At 43.4% G+C, this 16,774-nt stretch carries 26 protein-coding genes and 1 pseudogene; 16 read left to right on the top strand and 11 right to left on the bottom strand.

Annotation, left to right across the window (positions count from 1 at the left end; all coding sequences use genetic code 11):
- Nucleotides 1–120: 120 nt before the first annotated feature.
- From QUB70_RS11415 to QUB70_RS11450, 8 genes are all read left to right on the top strand, one after another.
- Nucleotides 121–7,623 carry a S8 family serine peptidase gene (locus QUB70_RS11415; RefSeq protein WP_332980373.1) on the top strand — a complete coding sequence of 2,501 codons (7,503 nt, stop codon included), beginning with the start codon at nt 121–123 and terminating at the stop codon, nt 7,621–7,623.
- A gap of 8 nt (nt 7,624–7,631) precedes the next feature.
- Nucleotides 7,632–7,919, top strand: coding sequence for a hypothetical protein (locus tag QUB70_RS11420; RefSeq protein WP_332980375.1), 288 nt, complete (start codon nt 7,632–7,634; stop codon nt 7,917–7,919).
- Nucleotides 7,920–7,979: 60 nt separating this feature from the next.
- A complete protein-coding gene (locus tag QUB70_RS11425; RefSeq protein ID WP_332980376.1) occupies nt 7,980–8,300 on the top strand; it encodes a hypothetical protein in 321 nt (106 codons plus the stop codon).
- A gap of 19 nt (nt 8,301–8,319) precedes the next feature.
- A complete protein-coding gene (locus QUB70_RS11430) occupies nt 8,320–8,745 on the top strand; it encodes a hypothetical protein (protein ID WP_332980377.1) in 426 nt (141 codons plus the stop codon).
- A gap of 71 nt (nt 8,746–8,816) precedes the next feature.
- Nucleotides 8,817–9,035, top strand: a complete 219-nt coding sequence (locus tag QUB70_RS11435) for a hypothetical protein (RefSeq protein WP_332980378.1) — start codon at nt 8,817–8,819, stop codon at nt 9,033–9,035.
- Between the two features lie 48 nt (nt 9,036–9,083).
- Nucleotides 9,084–9,254, top strand: coding sequence for a hypothetical protein (locus QUB70_RS11440; RefSeq protein ID WP_332980379.1), 171 nt, complete (start codon nt 9,084–9,086; stop codon nt 9,252–9,254).
- Nucleotides 9,255–9,458: 204 nt separating this feature from the next.
- Entirely contained in the window at nt 9,459–9,668 is a 210-nt protein-coding gene (locus QUB70_RS11445; RefSeq protein ID WP_332980380.1) for a hypothetical protein, read from the top strand.
- Nucleotides 9,669–9,692: 24 nt separating this feature from the next.
- Complete coding sequence (locus tag QUB70_RS11450; protein WP_332980381.1) at nt 9,693–9,911, top strand: hypothetical protein; 219 nt, start codon at nt 9,693–9,695, stop codon at nt 9,909–9,911.
- Here the strand turns inward: QUB70_RS11450 and QUB70_RS11455 are convergent.
- Both QUB70_RS11455 and QUB70_RS11460 read right to left on the bottom strand, forming a co-directional pair.
- Nucleotides 9,904–10,236, bottom strand: coding sequence for a DUF5615 family PIN-like protein (locus QUB70_RS11455; RefSeq protein ID WP_332980382.1), 333 nt, complete (start codon nt 10,234–10,236; stop codon nt 9,904–9,906). The genes QUB70_RS11450 and QUB70_RS11455 overlap by 8 nt on opposite strands.
- Nucleotides 10,208–10,543, bottom strand: coding sequence for a DUF433 domain-containing protein (locus QUB70_RS11460; RefSeq protein ID WP_332980383.1), 336 nt, complete (start codon nt 10,541–10,543; stop codon nt 10,208–10,210). Before QUB70_RS11460 ends, QUB70_RS11455 begins: the two co-directional genes overlap by 29 nt.
- Before the next feature lie 417 nt (nt 10,544–10,960).
- Between QUB70_RS11460 and QUB70_RS11465 the strand changes: the two genes are divergently transcribed.
- Nucleotides 10,961–11,173: a hypothetical protein gene (locus QUB70_RS11465; RefSeq protein WP_332980384.1), complete on the top strand. Its 213-nt coding sequence runs from the start codon at nt 10,961–10,963 to the stop codon at nt 11,171–11,173.
- 152 nt (nt 11,174–11,325) lie between these two features.
- Here the strand turns inward: QUB70_RS11465 and QUB70_RS11470 are convergent, their stop codons facing one another.
- Nucleotides 11,326–11,493, bottom strand: a complete 168-nt coding sequence (locus QUB70_RS11470) for a hypothetical protein (protein WP_332980385.1) — start codon at nt 11,491–11,493, stop codon at nt 11,326–11,328.
- A gap of 192 nt (nt 11,494–11,685) precedes the next feature.
- Here QUB70_RS11470 and QUB70_RS11475 point away from each other — a divergent pair, with 192 nt between their 5' ends.
- Nucleotides 11,686–11,925 carry a hypothetical protein gene (locus QUB70_RS11475; protein ID WP_332980386.1) on the top strand — a complete coding sequence of 80 codons (240 nt, stop codon included), beginning with the start codon at nt 11,686–11,688 and terminating at the stop codon, nt 11,923–11,925.
- Nucleotides 11,926–11,955: 30 nt separating this feature from the next.
- Here QUB70_RS11475 and QUB70_RS11480 read toward each other — a convergent pair whose 3' ends face one another.
- From QUB70_RS11480 to QUB70_RS11490, 3 genes and pseudogenes are all read right to left on the bottom strand, one after another.
- On the bottom strand, nt 11,956–12,312 hold the full coding sequence (locus tag QUB70_RS11480) for a type II toxin-antitoxin system PemK/MazF family toxin (protein WP_332980387.1): 357 nt from the start codon (nt 12,310–12,312) through the stop codon (nt 11,956–11,958).
- A complete protein-coding gene (locus QUB70_RS11485) occupies nt 12,312–12,599 on the bottom strand; it encodes a hypothetical protein (protein ID WP_332980388.1) in 288 nt (95 codons plus the stop codon). The genes QUB70_RS11480 and QUB70_RS11485 overlap by 1 nt, the downstream gene beginning before the upstream one ends.
- A gap of 369 nt (nt 12,600–12,968) precedes the next feature.
- Nucleotides 12,969–13,349, bottom strand: a pseudogene (locus QUB70_RS11490) (endonuclease domain-containing protein).
- Between the two features lie 58 nt (nt 13,350–13,407).
- Here QUB70_RS11490 and QUB70_RS11495 point away from each other — a divergent pair.
- The 3 genes from QUB70_RS11495 to QUB70_RS11505 are packed head-to-tail and all read left to right on the top strand — an operon-like array spanning nt 13,408 to nt 14,398.
- On the top strand, nt 13,408–13,857 hold the full coding sequence (locus QUB70_RS11495; RefSeq protein ID WP_332980389.1) for a hypothetical protein: 450 nt from the start codon (nt 13,408–13,410) through the stop codon (nt 13,855–13,857).
- On the top strand, nt 13,854–14,150 hold the full coding sequence (locus tag QUB70_RS11500) for a type II toxin-antitoxin system RelE/ParE family toxin (RefSeq protein ID WP_332980391.1): 297 nt from the start codon (nt 13,854–13,856) through the stop codon (nt 14,148–14,150). The genes QUB70_RS11495 and QUB70_RS11500 overlap by 4 nt, the downstream gene beginning before the upstream one ends.
- Nucleotides 14,147–14,398 carry a hypothetical protein gene (locus QUB70_RS11505; protein WP_332980393.1) on the top strand — a complete coding sequence of 84 codons (252 nt, stop codon included), beginning with the start codon at nt 14,147–14,149 and terminating at the stop codon, nt 14,396–14,398. The genes QUB70_RS11500 and QUB70_RS11505 overlap by 4 nt, the downstream gene beginning before the upstream one ends.
- A gap of 43 nt (nt 14,399–14,441) precedes the next feature.
- Here the strand turns inward: QUB70_RS11505 and QUB70_RS11510 are convergent, their stop codons facing one another.
- Nucleotides 14,442–14,759 (bottom strand): type II toxin-antitoxin system PemK/MazF family toxin, encoded by a 318-nt coding sequence (locus QUB70_RS11510; RefSeq protein WP_332980394.1) that lies wholly within the window; start codon nt 14,757–14,759, stop codon nt 14,442–14,444.
- Between the two features lie 125 nt (nt 14,760–14,884).
- Nucleotides 14,885–15,079, bottom strand: coding sequence for a hypothetical protein (locus QUB70_RS11515; RefSeq protein WP_332980396.1), 195 nt, complete (start codon nt 15,077–15,079; stop codon nt 14,885–14,887).
- Between the two features lie 137 nt (nt 15,080–15,216).
- Between QUB70_RS11515 and QUB70_RS11520 the strand changes: the two genes are divergently transcribed.
- The 3 genes from QUB70_RS11520 to QUB70_RS11530 all read left to right on the top strand — a co-directional run bounded on the left by QUB70_RS11520 (nt 15,217) and on the right by QUB70_RS11530 (nt 15,999).
- Nucleotides 15,217–15,354: a hypothetical protein gene (locus QUB70_RS11520; RefSeq protein WP_332980397.1), complete on the top strand. Its 138-nt coding sequence runs from the start codon at nt 15,217–15,219 to the stop codon at nt 15,352–15,354.
- 89 nt (nt 15,355–15,443) lie between these two features.
- On the top strand, nt 15,444–15,677 hold the full coding sequence (locus QUB70_RS11525) for a hypothetical protein (RefSeq protein ID WP_332980398.1): 234 nt from the start codon (nt 15,444–15,446) through the stop codon (nt 15,675–15,677).
- Nucleotides 15,664–15,999, top strand: coding sequence for a type II toxin-antitoxin system PemK/MazF family toxin (locus QUB70_RS11530; RefSeq protein WP_332980399.1), 336 nt, complete (start codon nt 15,664–15,666; stop codon nt 15,997–15,999). Before QUB70_RS11525 ends, QUB70_RS11530 begins: the two co-directional genes overlap by 14 nt.
- On the opposite strand, the gene QUB70_RS11535 is transcribed toward QUB70_RS11530, so the two are convergent.
- Genes QUB70_RS11535 through QUB70_RS11545 form a run of 3 tightly spaced genes read right to left on the bottom strand, consistent with a single transcriptional unit; the run spans nt 15,938 to nt 16,723 of the window.
- Nucleotides 15,938–16,108 (bottom strand): hypothetical protein, encoded by a 171-nt coding sequence (locus tag QUB70_RS11535; RefSeq protein ID WP_332980434.1) that lies wholly within the window; start codon nt 16,106–16,108, stop codon nt 15,938–15,940. The two genes, QUB70_RS11530 and QUB70_RS11535, sit on opposite strands and share 62 nt — an antisense overlap.
- On the bottom strand, nt 16,102–16,419 hold the full coding sequence (locus tag QUB70_RS11540) for a type II toxin-antitoxin system VapC family toxin (RefSeq protein ID WP_332980430.1): 318 nt from the start codon (nt 16,417–16,419) through the stop codon (nt 16,102–16,104). Before QUB70_RS11540 ends, QUB70_RS11535 begins: the two co-directional genes overlap by 7 nt.
- 49 nt (nt 16,420–16,468) lie before the next feature.
- Nucleotides 16,469–16,723, bottom strand: coding sequence for a type II toxin-antitoxin system ParD family antitoxin (locus QUB70_RS11545; protein ID WP_332980400.1), 255 nt, complete (start codon nt 16,721–16,723; stop codon nt 16,469–16,471).
- Nucleotides 16,724–16,774 lie beyond the last annotated feature (51 nt).

The raw sequence follows: 16,774 nt of genomic DNA on the forward strand, positions 1-16,774 counted from the left end.
TATATAGTCCAAATAAAAGTCCATGACAGCAAATGTATTGTTTGTTACATTATACACCATAAAGTCAGGAGAGCCGACAGCACTGGAAAAGTCGGCATCGATTACCTATTAGATGGCGGTTTGTATCGGGGTCAACTAGCTATTATCAGCCTCAAAGGCATGGAAAAGTTTGTACCAGGCTCCACAGAGTTTATCAAAGAAGCAGCTTCGAGAGCGCTCAGCAACTCGGAAAAAGGTCACATAGTTATCGATGACTTGAGCGAAGGTGCGAGATTTTCCGGTAATTTACCAGAAGGCAATTATAACGAGGGAGCGTATTTAGGAGTCAAGACTTTTGCGATGACGCCTGGGGATGAATTTGGGATCATGCTCGTACCTAACGATACTTTCAAGTTCCTGTCCGATTATCCGACTTTTGGCGGCGATAAACGTCCTTTGTTCTCGATGGTGACAGCGAATCCTAACGAAGCATTTCACTTGGGTCAAATTGCCGATATAACGGGAGAAGGCAATACCTTTGCAATGGAGGATATGCGGTTCGATTCAGGAAGTGACAAGGATTACAACGATCTTACCTTCCAAGTGCGAGGTGCTAAAGGTAAAGCGGCTTTGATGGATTCTGTGGTAAACCCGGATAAAGATTGGCGGAAAACTGATTTAGGTAAAGCAATTATTGCTTATGCCACACCTTACATTACACCGGAACCCAAACCAACGGTAGATGATGAACTATCGGATTTACTTGATGATTTAGAAACGGAAATTCTCAATCCATCAACTTCAGAGAAAGAGACTCCCACAACTCCAGCGCCTGCCACAAATACTGACAAAAATACTACTGATGCAACCCAAGTTGAAACAACGGATCTGGTAGATGCAAAGCCTACTACTCCAGCGGTAACGACTGAGGAAGAAGTCAAAGATACTGCGAATAATTCTGGTGATTCGACTAAGGCTGAAATACCTGAAAAAGTAGATGCAAAGCCTACTACTCCAGCGGTGACGACTGAGGAAGAAGTCAAAGATATTGCGAATAAATCAGGTGATTCGACTAAGGTTGAAACAACCGACAAGGTAGATACAAAGCCAACGGCAGGTGCGACAACTACACCAACGTCTGACAAGGATACTGTGGCGGATTCGACGGAAAAATTACCAATTGAAAAAACGCCTGTTTCCCCACAGGCTACTGAGGTAAAAGACGAAGTTACCGAAGCACCAGCAACGCCAACTTTGCCAGCCAAATCTACTGTTGAGACGGAAGTTGCTGCAACGACACCAACGGAGAAGGTAGAAACTCAACCGGAAGTTTTGCCAGCGGAAAGTCTGACAAAGGTAGAAACAAAACCGGAAGTTTTGCCAGCGAAAACCCCGGCAAAAGAGGAATCGAAGCAGGTTTTAGTAACTGATGTAGAGAAAACTGAAACTCCTAAAGTTGTTGTAGCCACAAATCCTGTAGAGTCGGTGAAGGAAAGTCAGCCAACGACGGCGGTTGAGAGTAAAGAAACTCCAGCGGTTGTGCCACCGCTAGCAGCGCAGACTATGCCAGTTGTCGGTACGAATATTGCTGTAGATTCGCAGAAAAAGGAGATAGTTACTCAGACTGAGACTGGGGGTGTTAATGATGCTGCACCAAAAGAGTCATTACCAATTTATCCAACAGTTGAAAAACCAACTGAGGATAATTCGACGGTGACGATCGCACCACCGGCTAAGGAGGAGTTAGCACAAAATTATCAGGATGTCAATGCTGATTGGATTGCGCGATTGGAAAGCATTAAACAACGTTTGAGTAATTTGGGTAGTGCTGATGTTGTTGCCGAAAATGCGATCGATCGCACTTTGATTGCTCGTTTGGAAACGATGACTGAGAAGTTGAGGGAGCAAACAAAAGCGACTCCTGTGTCGGATAATACAGCGGCGTTGATTTCGCGGCTGGAAGATATGGTGGTGAAAGTCGCACCACCTGCGATCGAACCTATTCAACCAGTACAGTTTGAGTTTCCTGTAGCAAATCAGCCGTTAGTGGGTGTAATTGATACGGGTTTCAGTGGCAATAATCCTGATATTGACTATTCACGGATTATTTTAGGGCGCGATCGCGTTTCTAATGATGCTAACCCTTTATTGGCGACAGGTGAAGGTAGCGAACACGGTACGCACATTTTAGGGATTATTGGCGCAACTCAAAACAATGGTGTGGGCATTGATGGGGTGAATGATCGATCGCCTTTGTGGGTGGGGCGGGCGATCGGTTCTGGACAGTGGGCGGAATCTTTGGTTGAATTTGTCAATGCTGCGATCGAGTCGAATCAACCGAATGCTGTTGTCAACCTGAGTTTAGATTTAACTCAAGTCAATCCTGACGGTAGCGTTACTACTCGCTACGAATTTACGCCGGAGGAAAGAAGTGCGATCGAATATGCGCGTCAGCATAACGTATTGCTGGTAGTTGCGGCTGGTAACGATGGCGGTGTGATGTCAGTTTTGGGTCAAGCTTCGCAGGAATTTGACAACATTATTACTGTCGGTGCGGCGGAACGAGTTAATGATGAAATAGCGCTTTCTAAGGCTTACGATCGATCGGACTATTCCAGCTACGGTGCGGGTTTGGATATTCTGGCCGACGGGGGGACAGTGAAAAATCCAGTGTTGTCCACTACTGGCGATGGCGTAGGTGCGATGGCGGGGACTTCGGTGGCGACTGCGAAAGTCACGGGTGCTGTTTCGCAAGTTTGGGCGGCGAATCCTAGTTTGAGCTATCGCCAAGTGATTCAAATCATCAAGGATACTGCGACTGATTTAAAGACTCCCAATTGGGATGGCGAAACTGGTGCTGGGTTGTTAAATATGGTGGCGGCGGTGGCTTGGGCGGAGGCGACAATGCCAAAAGTTTATCAGCCCGCACCTTGGGTAACGCCTGATACTTGGAGTGGTGAAGGGACTGTTACGCCAGAGGAACGGGCGGCTAAAGGTGGGAATTCTCTTGCTGCGGCTACTGTACAAGCATCGTCTAGTTTCTCGGATAGCGATCGAGTTGACTCGAACCAGCCTGAAAAATATTACCAATTTACGGTAACTGAACCTGGTTATGTGAGTTGGAATTTGACCAGTCTCAACCCTGTTTCAGGATTTCCCACTCCCCCGCAGGTAACTGTTACGAAAGCTGACGGCAAGCCTGGATCTCATACCTTCTTTAAAGGGGCTTCTCTTCAAACTTCTATTGTAGGGGAAGGACAGACTTCTTTTCAAGGTGGCAATTTCTACGATCCGGGGACGTACTATCTCAAAGTCGGCAACGGGGCTGGGTCTAGTTTCAACGATTACAACATATCAACTCAGTTTATCGCCGATCGAGTTTCGAGTTTTACTGGGAATATACAGTACAGAACTCAGCCCTATTATTCCTTAGACAACAGCCTGCAAAGTGCGGTTTTTTCAGGGCCTGCTGTTTCTGAGTTAAGTAATTTATCAGGTGTTGTCACTTATGACAATATACAATTCAACAACCGGATTGCTAAGTATGGGATGGAGGTGAATGAGTCGGGGAAAATCAGGATTAATTTGAATTCTCCCAACGGTAAAATGGAGGTGAGCGTTAAGAAGTTTATTGGTTCTGATGATCGACCGGAATCAATTGCTAGTCTTGAGGTTTCTGCTAACTCGGATGGATGGTTGGAACTCGATCTCAATAAAGGGCGCTATGACATTGAGGTGAAAACTCCCAGCAATGTTTGGCTAGAACCTGATTGGAATTCGACTCAACAGACGCTGGTACGACCTTATACGCTGAATGCCACTTTTGCTCCCAATGCGCCACAACCCGGACAAGGGCAAGTTCCCTCGTCTGCTGGGGCGTTTGATAAGACTGTGATAAGTAATGGGGTTGTTAATCACTATTACAAGAACGGGTATTTGACGGTGCAGCCTTCTGGTCAAGCGAGTTGGTATAGCTATGGTACTGGAAAGGCGATCGGGGTTATCGAAATTAGTGCGGTACCTCTACCCTTTGAAATACCTCCAGATTATGCAGGAAATTCACCGGACAAGGCTCGTGATATTGGTACTTTAATTGGCACACAAACTTTTCATGATGTTATTGATAGAAATGACCGCTTTGATTACTACAAGTTTAACATCACCAGTGAAAGCAAAGTAGATTTTGCATTGAGTGGAAAGATGGGAAATACTGGGTTTTATTTGTTCCAAGACTGGTATTTCAACAGCGACGATTCTACACATATTGATATCATTTCAGGCATTCCTCCTAATGGTGTTGTTCCAGAGTTTAGCCAGACTCTCAAACCTGGAAGTTATTACGTCCTCGTTCATAAGCCAAAAGACTATGATGGTGATGAATATGACTTGAAACTATCGGCAACTCCTGTAGGCGATCCGGATGGAAACTACTCAATCCAGACTGCCGCCAATGTATTATTGCCTTCTGGTGGTGCTGACTTAGGAGATGGGGTTAATAGCAATCAGGTTGGAATAGGGTATATTCTTAGTTCAATAGGTGGTAACGATTTAAACGATTTCTACAAATTTAGCTTCGACAGCTTGAAATTAGTAAATTTTCAATTGTCTCAATCCGGCACTGGTGCTCAGTGGTGGTTGCTCCAAGACCGAAATGGTAATGGTCAAGTCGATCCGGGTGAGGAAATTAAGACTGGTACTCTTACAACGGAACCACTCGATCTCGATGTAATCTTAGGGGCAGGAGATTATTACTTACAAGTAGGTTCTCTTTCATCTGATGCGACAAGTGTATATGCAGTGAATGTGTCAGCGCGATCGCCGGAAAATCAAGTCATTGCTGGCTATGGTTCGGATTACTATTTAGTCCAAAATGGTAGATTGCGAAGGGTTCCAAATCAAGAAACATTGAACGCATTAAAAATTGATCTGAATACAGTGAAGCATTTCTTGAATGAAGATTTAGCTCGGATTCCTGATGGAGATGATTTACCTTCACGTAAAGACGGCGATGTATTTCAGGATTTGTCTGGACGTATTTATTTGATGCAGTCAGGGAAGCGACGTTTCGTTCCTGATTGGGATACTTTGAGAGCGATCGGCATAAATGTTACGGTTATGCCAACATTTCCTGAAAGCGATCTCAAAGATATCGAATTAGGAGATCCTTATGCTCCACCGATTCCTCAATGGCAGAAAGAGATTGATAACACATATCAGTATGCTAGAAACCTATTAGGCAATCCTATTGGTGACTATGGGCGGACGATTTCTTCACTAAATAAAGCACAGGGTTACGGTCGAAATTACGATAATGGTACTGTCTATTGGAGTGATCGATCAGGGGCGATCGCCCTATGGTATTCCTTTAAAGATACCTACAATCAAAATGGTAGTTATAGTGGCTGGTTAGGCTTCCCAACAAAAGCAAACGAGAACTGGAAAGATGGCCAACGTATTGATTTTGAAGGCGGATACATTTATTGGGATGGACAACAGGCAAAAGCTTATCACCCTTGGGAAACGCCTCAACAGAACCTGAATAATACAGTGGGTTACGACGGTACTAACACCCATCAAACTTACGTTGGTACTTTCAACCGCAATGGCGGCTCATCGGCTTTGGGTTCTGCCACGGGTAACGTGCATCCTTTGGTTGCTAATGGCTATATTCAAGAATTTTCAGGAGGTTCTGAAGGTTCAGGAGCAATTATGAAGTCTGGTGCCAATGATAATTCCTATTGGGTTGGCGGTGCTTTTTGGACTGAATACCAAGATGCAGTTAGTAAGGGTATAAACTTGGACTACCCTACTTCGGATCGCTATCGATTTAACGGTGGATGGAAGCAAGATTTTAAAGGTGGCTCCATTTCGACTGCTGCTTCTGCTGGTGGCGGTTCCAACAATGGTGGTAATAACAATTCACCTATTGACGGGATGACTCCCTATGAGTTTGGTCATTTAGGAACTTTAGATGACACCCTTTATGAAATCGCAGCCCGTGAATTAGGTAATGGCAATCGCTGGGGAGAAATTCGCAAATATCCAGATGGTCCAACTTACACCGAGGCTGAAGCGCGACAAATTCAACGGGGAACTTTTGTTTATTTGCCTAAGAGCAGTGGAAGCAATAATAACACTGGTGGGGGTACTGGTAACACGGGTGGGAGTAATAACAATAATACCTTACTTGGTCCCGTTGATGTGATTACTGGTGGTAGTATTACACCAATAGAAAATTCGTCCACAGGTGGTGGTAGTTTCAATAACTCGAATAACTCTGGGGGGAGTGTAGGGCCGATTGCTGAGTTCGTAATTGGAGCTACAGAAATTGAAGGTGGTGGTAGTTTCAATAACTCGAATAACTCTGGGGGGAGTGTAGGGCCGATTGCTGAGTTCGTAATTGGAGCTACAGAAATTAATGATTCTCCTTCTAAAACAGATCATAACAGCTATTTAGAATTGGGATTGAAGTCACTCTCATGGACTAAGCAAAGCCTTGAAGAGCTTGATTGGCTCATTAATAATGGCAATCAATTTGAACTTCCTATTTCAAGTGACCAGGACAATCTACTTCTCAAGAAATTTGCTAATCGACCTGGCACAGGTAAGGAGTTTAACTATGGTGAATACATTCAACTGAAGGGACTAAATTATCGGCTCAAGAACGCTATTGATTATACGACTCAAACAGACGATCTCATTGAGGACTATATCGATTCAATTGCAGATTCTGAAGACTCTGACACTGCACTTAAGCTTTATAATTTGAAACAATCGTGGGAGTTGGGACGTAAGCAAGCTAAAGAGGCTATTCAGCAGAAGCTTAGCTGGGTTAACTACCCATGGCTTTCATATCTCGTAGAAAATTTGACTGAGGGGGGCAGAATAATCGTTCAAAATTCTAGTAAGGGTGCTTTTTATAGCATCTCTGCTTACTTGAGAATTAACGCTCTCATAAAAGGTGGCCCCCTTGCCAAATTATCATCATATTACTCTCAACAAAATTACTGGCAACGAGAGGAAAGTGAAAGAATTTCAAAAGACTTAGGAAAACTTGCGGACGGATTGGGATGGATATTGTCAAATAAGTTGGGAGATTTACAGGAGGCTACAGAAGATATTACTAAACCTGAAAACTTCAGTAAACTCGCCAGTGTCGTATCTGCTATAGGCGGTGACATTATCGGATGGATGGACAAAAACCGTGTAAGTGGATTTGCTGGACTAAGTGGTGACTTGAAAGACATCTATGACGAGATTGAGAAAATTCGGGATATCGACAAAATCCTTACTGGTCAAAGTGGTATATACCTTGACGAAGATGACCGAGAATTCTTGAACGCCGTGAAATTTTTCTCTAGCGCTCAACTAATGTCTGCTGCTTTTTCAATGCTATTAAATCTTTCCAAACTCGCAGGTATTGCGAATGATATGTTGGCTACGATTGAATCTTTAATCAAGATTTTTAAGGATGCCAATGTAATTATTGAGGAAGGTTATAATGTGATAAGTAGAGGTAATGTGAGGAATAGTTATGATTGGCAGGCATGGTCTAATGAGTTATATAACTCAGAAATAAAAATAGACAAAGAATATATTACCGGAGTGGCTGAGGTTCTTGGTGATTACCTTGCTAGGCAATAGTTAATAGAGTGGTCGATCGCCCTTTACAACTTTTTTACTGGCGGCGGGCGATCGCTCTTTTTGGTATCGTGCCGGTCGATCGCCCTTTACAACTTTTTTACTGGCGGCGGGCGATCCTCTTCGAGGGCTTCGCTAACGCTCTTTTTGTATCGAAATGTCGATCGCCCTTTACGACTTTTTCACGGGCGAAGGGCGATCGCTCTTTTTGTATCGAAAGGTCGATCGCCCTTTACGACTTTTTCACGCGCGAAGGGCGATCGCTCTTAATCAGTCAAAATAGAATTATCATCAAGTAAACAATGCGATAATACTACGAATTGCGATCGCAGCATCCAAAAACTAAATATCCTTAACCCATGTCATCAGGTAACATCCTCAGTACCATAGATGTCCTCAATTTACTCGTTAGTGGAATTGACAAAACCACCCTGGAAACTCAACTCATAGCTGACCGTTGGATACCCACCCCAGCTAGAGGCGGATCAAAAAGCGGTCAAGGTATAATTTGGACAAGCCCAGATAATCTATGTAGTGTCAGAATTATGACTAAACCCGATGGTTCATCCTACACTCGCGTTTACAATGGCCCCGGAGGTGGAGCGCCCGGAGAACAACCCTTAAACGCATTAGGGAAACCCGGAAATCGTGCAGAAACCCACTTTAATCTCATACCATAATATCACCCCAAACAAGACTATGAATTTTGAAGAAATTTGGCAAAAATACGACTTTACCGAAGCAGAATTACTCTCAATGGGTTGGCAATTTCCCTACGATTATATCCTCAAATTCAACTACTATTGGGAACTCAACTCAACTGAGAATTCTCCTGAGATTTCCACAACCGATCAACATCTAAATTTAATCCTCAAATCCTGCATTCGCTTGGACATCCAACTCAATCCAAATCCTGATGACTTCAATCAAATACCTACTAACCTCGGCACAATTATCGGTTGGGGAAAAGTTAACCCCTCACCTTGGATAGAAAATCTCTCTCTTTCCCCTGACGAGTGGCTGCATCTGTTTTTTGACATTGGTACCCATAACAAAATTGAAGCTCTTTGTCACTCGCTAGTTATTGAACAGTTAGTAGAACAACCTTTAGCTCTTAGTTTGTAACAGCATTTTATCTGTAAAAACTAGACCTAGTACGATGATCGAGTAACCACTGATTCAGCCAAGGGCGATTTTTGGCATTGAAAGGTCGATCGCCCTTGACTACTTTTTCACGGGTGATGGGCGATCGCTCTTTTAGCATCGAAAGGTCGATCACCCTTGACAACTTTTTCTCAGGGAAGGAATCTCGCTCTTTTAGCATCGAAAGGTCGATCACCCTTTACGACTTTTTCACGGGGAAGGGCGATCGCTCTTTTAGCATCAAAAGGTCGATCGCCCTTTTTGAAATGTAGAGGTCGATCGTGCTGTACGATTAAAAAACTGCCAATTTTCCCACTTCTATGCCTGAATCCATCCAGCAAGAAGCCGAAGCCATATTGCGTACTCTTGCATCCATTCCTTTTCAGGATTGTATAGCTGTTACTAAAGAATTTCGAGAACTACCGATGGCCGCTGGTATCTACGCCGTCAAACATCGCACCGCAAGGAATCCTCTACATTGGGAAAACTAGAACACTACGCGATCGCTTTCGTGGTGGCCACAAACCCTTACTTTGGGCATTCATTGAAGAATTGAAAGTCACAGACATCCGCATCGCCTTTTACCAATTAGATTTTACTCAATGGATTCAGTTATCATCAGAGTTAGAAAGCCTAATCATTCAAGCGATTCACCCACCCTATAATGTGAAAATTCCAGCGAGGGACTAACGAAGATGCAAACTCAACCTGTGATTACTGGACATCTGTCACCTGAATTAGCACAAATATTTCTAGAAGGATTACCCGAAACAATTCGTAAAGCACTGTTCATGCGCGCTAAAACCATGAACTATCCAGTTTGGGCAGTAATTGAAATGGCGATCGCAGGCTATCTGGATGAAGAGGCTCTATCCTTTGCTGATTGTAAGCCCAAGCTCGATTAGCGATCGTCCAATCCGATCGCATGAATGGGGATGGAGAGGGCGATCGCACTTTTTGGTATCGTGCCGGTCGATCGCCCTTTACAACTTTTTTACGGGCGGCGGGCGATCGCTCTTTTAGTATCCAAAGGTCGATCGCCCTTGACAACTTTTGCTCAACCAAGGGCGATCGCTCTTTTTGGTATCGAAAGGTCGATCGCTTGTTATTTATGTTTCTCAAAAAAGAGCGATCTTTTGTTCAAATAAACTCTATATGATTCTGCATATCCGACGGTTCCAGTACCTCCCAAATCAAAATCAATCCTCGCACAATTTCACCGATTGACCGACTGTTTTGGTGACAGTAAACAAGACCATAGTGTTCTACACCACGCTGATGAAATGCTAAAAAATCGTCATCACGAGTAAATATTACTCGCTGTTGAGAAATTGCGAAAGCTAATTGTTCTTCATCAACTGCACCTAAAAGTCCTGCTTCTGGTGTAGTAGTGAGATTAATACCACGCCTTCTCAAAGCTTCCGCGATCGCCCGATCGACTTGCTCATCCATGTGAAATCTGATTTCTTCCAAGATTCTGTCCTCTTAATTTTTGTTGCACCTTGGAAGGAATTTTTGCTTGCAATTCTTGTACAAAAGCGTCACTTTCGCGCATTTGTTGACGAATTTCTTCAAGATGGTCGTGGTAATAAGTCAAAGCTGCGTACACATCCGCTAAAGTAATCGTCGGATACCGCGACACAATTTCATCAGGAGACATTCCCATTTGTTCGTGCCAAACGACCACATCTTGAACTCGGATGCGATGTCCGGCTATGCGCGGTTTCCCCCCGCACACTCCGGGAGTAATTTCAATATGTTCGGAAATAACTGCTGTCATAAAACTTCCTGAAAATTCAAATTAACACCTATATTTAGTTTATCCCAAATTATCTCTATTCGACAATTACCGCAAGTGCTTTAATAAATGTAGGGAAGGGCGATCCTCTTCGAGGGCTTCGCTAACGCACTTTTTGGTATCGTGCCGGTCGATCGCCCTTTACAACTTTTTCACGCGCGACGGGCGATCCTCTTCGAGGGCTTCGCTAACGCACTTTTTGGTATCGTGCCGGTCGATCGCCCTTTACGACTTTTTCACTCTTAGACGGGCGATCCTCTTCGAGGGCTTCGCTAACGCACTTTTGACATCGAAAGGTCGATTTTAAAATCAGTTAGAAAGCTCGATCGCCTTCAGCAAATTCAATTAAACTTCAGTAAAATAAGACAGAGCCATCTGAGCCTTTAAATCTAACTCACCATGCAAACTTTAACATTTGATAGCATTTTAGACGCGATCGAAACCTTGTCAGCAGACGAACAAACCACTCTACTTGCCATCATGCACCGCAGGCTTAGCGATCGCCGTCGCGCAGAAATTGCCACTAATATTGCACAAGGAAAACAGGACTATCTATCTGGAAACGTCTTTCGAGGTACAGTTAATGAAGCGATAGCGGAGCTAAACCGTTGAAAACTATTACCTTTGCTCCATCGTTTAAACGTGCCTACAAAGCCCTCATCCGCAAACACCCGGAGCTACAGACTAAAGTTGAAGATGTCTTGAGACTTTTGGCATAAAACTCTTTCGAGCCATCACTGCAAACACACAAACTCAAAGGTCAATTAGCTGGCTCTTGGGCTTGTACTGTGGAATATGACTGTCGGATTGTATTTGATTTTGTTAAAAATCCAGAGTTGGGAGATGAAGAAATTCTCTTGCTCGACATTGGCAGTCATGATGAGGTGTATTGAAAATGCTGGCTTCTGCGATCGCCTTTTTATATCTGCCATAATCGAGGGATCTCGCCCCTTTACCATTAGTCAAAAAGTGCGATCGCGCTTTATTACTTTTTCTCAAGGGGCGAGATCCCTTCCTGAGTCAACTTTTCGCGACTCAAATTTGCGATTTGTCAAGTTTTCTGAAGATTAGGCCGCGTTTCGATAAATAAAACTAGCGCCTTCTTCCAGATAGATAAGTGACGGTTGGTTTTTGAGTGCGATGGGCGATCGACCTTTACTCCTTTTTCTCAACGAAGGGCGATCGCTCTTTTTGCATCCAAAGGTCGATCGCTCTTTCCTCCTCTTTCTCAAAAAAGGGCGATCTATCTCCTCAACTCAACGTCCGCCCGATCGCCCTTTTGGTTACGAATGTTTTTGCAGGGAAGCGCGATCGCCCTTCATCTATACCAGATGCCAAAAGTGCGATCGACCTCTTGGAATTAGTCGAAAAGTGCGATCGCACTTCAACTCATTCTATTCTTCTACATTCTCAAATTCATCCATTTGCAATGTATACTGCAATGCCACCTGTAATCTTGATACATAATCTGCTGAAAGAGTGCCCAATTTTTTGATTAATCGCTCTCTATCTACCGCTACTATTTGATAGCAAAGCACGACTGAATCTTGTGTTAAACCACCTTCACCATTCGGCAAAATAATTGTCCCTGGTATTTTAGCACGCCGCAGATTACTTGTTACGGGAACTACGATGACTGTTGTCGTAAAGCGGTCTAATGTATCTCGCTGTACAACAATTACTGGTCTAATTCCTGCTTGTTCTGACCCTCTCGAAGGATTCAAATCGGCTAAATAAACATCTCCTAGCATCAGATTTTATCCTGTTGCTGAAGTCCAGGAAGATAATCACTTAAGGCAACTTCTGTAAACTCTAAATCTTCTGCGGCAAACTCAAATTTTAGTACCGCAGCTTCCTCATCAGAAATGGCATCCCACTCTCGAAATAATTGCCTTTTTTTAGCAGATTTTTGATTTGGTTGAGTAGCTTGCTGTTTCTGGGCCAGATATTTCCCGATCGCCCGATCGAGTTCCTGTAACTCGAAAAATTCCAGCATTTCAAGCTGATTGACAATTTGGTTAAGGATTGCCTGTGACATCGGTTTTCACTTTTTGTGCTTGCCTACTTTGTCTATTATACAACTATTAGCCTCAAGTCGGTCAGCGATAGCCTCGATCGCATCGGGCCACCCATTCAACTCTCCTCCCTTCATGTCTCCCCCTTCTTAAGGGGGGCTAGGCAGGGTGGTTTTATTGTCGGGAGAAGAAATCTAAAACTACAGAAATCATCGCTCAAAGGTTGGGTGGCGTATTAGACGCAACTGTAATATTTAATCAAGGTACGTAGTTGGGCTTGGGCCCTCTTTAAACATATATATAAAGAGGGCTGAAGCCCAACTACGTACCTAATTTTTCTGATGACAATAAAACCACCCTACTTCTTAAGGGGGGCTAGGGGGGATCAGTCCTCAAAAATCACCCTCGATCGAACCCAACAACTCCCCACAAACCCCCTCAAAACTCTGCAACACCTCAACATTTGTAAACCTGACAACCTTCAATCCATACCCGTCTAAAATCCCGGTTCTTTCTGCATCATATAGTTTCCCTTGTTCTGTAAAATGACTCTCCCCATCAATCTAAATTACTAACTGTAAAGCAGCACAATAAAAATCTACAATAAAATTGTCTATCGGGATCTGTCTCAAAACTCGCAAAGGGAAATTTCTCAGAAAATTCTGCCAAAGTTTCTTTTCCGCAGGAGTTGGGTTTTTCCGAAGTTCTTTGGCGATGGGGATGAGTTTTGGGTTGTATGGTAGGTGGAAGTTTGAGTCGTTTAATTTGGGCATTATCTCTCCTAATTTGGGCCAGATCCCCCCTAACCCCCCTTAAGAAGGGGGGGACTGGATGTTATTTGAGATTATAGGTGAAGAGGCGATTATTTTGAAATGGAAAGGTCGAGATCCCTTTACTGCTTTTTCACTCTTAGGCGGGCGATCGCCTTTTTGTAATAAAATGCGATACAGTAGAAGAGTTGTCCAACCCTTGCCCCCATCAGAGGTAACAATGCAAATCACCTTAAGCCAAGAACAAACCCAACTCCTTGAAGCTTTAGTAAAGCATGGTCAATATCCCTCCATTGAAGAAGCAATTAATACAGCCTTACTGTTATTAATCGATGATATTACTTTATCCGATGACGACAACAGCCCAAACTATTTAGCGTGGGCCCAAGAAACTCGGAAGAAAATTGATCTAGCACGAGAACAGGCGCAACGGGGTGAGTTGCTCAATGCAGACGATGTATTAGCTCAACTTAGAGATAAAGTGAAAAAAGCCAGAAAAGTAATAGCATGAATCGCTTGCTTATTACCCTCGAAGCAAGTCGAGATTTGTCCGAAATTTCCGATTACTTCTTGGCGCAAAGTGTAGATGCGGGAGATCGCTTTGTGGAAGGATTTGGTAAAAAATGTCAGCAGATCGCGCAGTTTCCATACTTGGGGCGATCGTATTCACAATTTGCCCCCAATTTACGTGGTGTGCCATTGATGGGATACATAGTTTTTTATCAAATAGTTGGTGATGGTATTGAAATTTTGCGCGTTATTGGCGGTTATCGTAACTTGCAGGATGTCTTCAATACTGATTGAAGAAAAGCAATGCAATCGCTCTTTTTGGTATCGAAAGGTCGATCGCCCTTTACAACTTTTTTACTCTTAGGCGGGCGATCGCACTTTTTGCATCAAAAGGTCGATCGCCCGTTACGACTTTTTCACTCTTAGGCGGGCGATCGCACTTTTTGACATATTACAATAGTCGATCGCCCTTCACTCCTTTTTCTCAATCAAGGGATCTCGCTCTTTTTGCATTAAAAGGTCGAGATCCCTTTACAACATAGTCAAACAGCATTTTGAACAGACGGAACGCTTGACAATAGAGAATTACTGCTGAATAATTTCAACGATTTTAGCGATCGCCTCGTTCAACTTCTCAGCCTTAAGCTTACCAGCTTTATAAAGTATAATTTCTCGGTCAGCCGTAAACAAGCGATTAGGTCTAATGTTGCTCGTTTGGTTAAGTCCGCCCTCACTAAAATCACTACTTTCCAGAGTAATCGCATAGCGATCGGCTATTCTCTGGCTAGTAATCTGACAAAGAATTAGATCGTCTCCTGTCAAACTTGCTATAACTAAAGCCGGTCGGCGTTTCGCTTGTGTTAAATCTGAAAATGGGAATGGAACAACTAAGCTGTTGTGCATTTAAATTGTATATTTCGAGTCCCGATCGAACAATCGTCAAATCCTCTCCCCCGATCCCCATCGGACCCTCTCCCTCTCTAATACCATAGGCAATCTAGATGCAACACAGCTTACCACATCACCTTTTACAAATTCTGCCATGCTTCATCCTCCTCTGACTTTAACCAGTCTTTTTGCAAAGCAGATTCACTGAGCAGGCTTGATTCTAACTTATCTATATCATATTTTACTTTTAGAAATTGCAGAAAATCCCAAACTTCTTCTAATATAAATTCTGGAATATTATCCACTTCTTGAAGGAGCAATTCTTTAGCGTTCATGTCATTTACCCATAAAGACATAGTAACTGTTCATCTATGATAGCATCCTTGAGATTAGGAGCGATCGCTCTTTTTGGCATCTTGCAATAGTCGATCGCCCTTTACGACTTTTTCTCAGGGAAGGGCGATCGCTCTTTTTGGCATCTTGCAATAGTCGATCGCCCTTTACGACTTTTTCTCAGGGAAGGGCGATCGCACTTTTTGGTATCGAAAGGTCGATCGCCCTTTGTGAAATCAAAAGGTCGATCGTTTTTCAGAGGAATGGAGCAAATTAATGGTAGAGAAACGGGCCAAAGCCTGTTTCCATAAGGCGTCAAAATATGATAAACTTACAAAAAGCTCTCGCCTTCTAGATATCCCAGCCATGAAGCTTATTTCTTTGTCAGCACATTTTGATGGGCAATCTATTCAGCTAGATGAACCCCATAAGCTTGAACCAAACATAAAACTCATTGTCACAGTCCTCCCGGAACAATCGGCAGAACGCGAAGCCTGGTTGTGGTTGTCAAGGCATCAACTAAACAATGCCTACAGTCAGAACGACGATTACCCGATCGATGCAATTAAAACACCAAATCCTGACTATGCAGGAAGCTGATGTTGTTCTCACCCCAATTCCTCAAGCTGACGGGACAATTAAGAATCGTCCAGTCATCCTTCTGAGGGAACTACTTTCTTATGGAGATTTTTTAGTTTGTGGTGTTAGCACCCAACTACATCAACAGGTTCCAGATTTTGACGATATTATTTCCCCTTCAGATTCAGACTTTACTGCCAGTGGTTTGCGGTCTCAATCGTTAATTCGGTTAGGTTTCCTTGCTGTATTGCCTCGCAATCAAATTATCGGTTCTATTGGAGCTATTTCATCAGAGCGACATCAACGCTTACTAAAAACTCTGAGCGATTATCTTGTGAATTAGTGAGAAGGACGATCGCTTTTTCGGTCTGGAAAGGTCGATCGCCCTTTGTGAAATCAAAAGGTCGATCGCCCTTGACTCCTTTTTCTCGATCGATGGCAATCTCTACCAATTAATTACCGTTAAACTTGTTACCTTTCCAAACTCTCGATCGGCCGTCACCAAACTTGCTGAATTTTGGATTGCCATTGCTGCAATAACCGCATCCGTTAGTTTCAAGCGATGTTGCTGGCGAATTTCAATAATTTTCTCAATCAAAACAGCATCCATCGCCACTAAACCAAGAACCTCCACTCGTTGCAGAAACTGCTCAAAAATTTGACGATCGTCTTGAGTCAGCCCAGGAAACACCAGAAACTCAATTTGGCTAACGACTGAAACTCCAAGCCAATCAGCATCTTTAAGTAATTCAATGAGTTGAATATTCCCTTAAAGCAAAGCAACGATCGCATTTGTATCCAACACATACCGATTACCACTCATCGCGTAGATTCCTCTGCATTGTTACTGCATCTCCCTGCCAAGTTAATCGCCCCGCCAAATCAGAGAAATCATAGCTGGATTTCTGCTTCTCCTCTGACGAAACCGGATTCAAAACAACTAAAATTTCCCGTTCTTTTAGCAAGCGTAACGCAGCCAGTATCACTTCAGAAGCTGATGAGTACCTACCGTTTTTGACTGTTGATTGAACAAACTGCTCTAGTTCAGGAGTTAAGAATATATTCATGATGTTGAGTCACCTATTCGAGTCAACTACTACCCCCATAATAACAAAAAT

This window comes from Microcoleus sp. A003_D6, from assembly GCF_036702825.1.
Lineage (GTDB): Bacteria > Cyanobacteriota > Cyanobacteriia > Cyanobacteriales > Microcoleaceae > Microcoleus.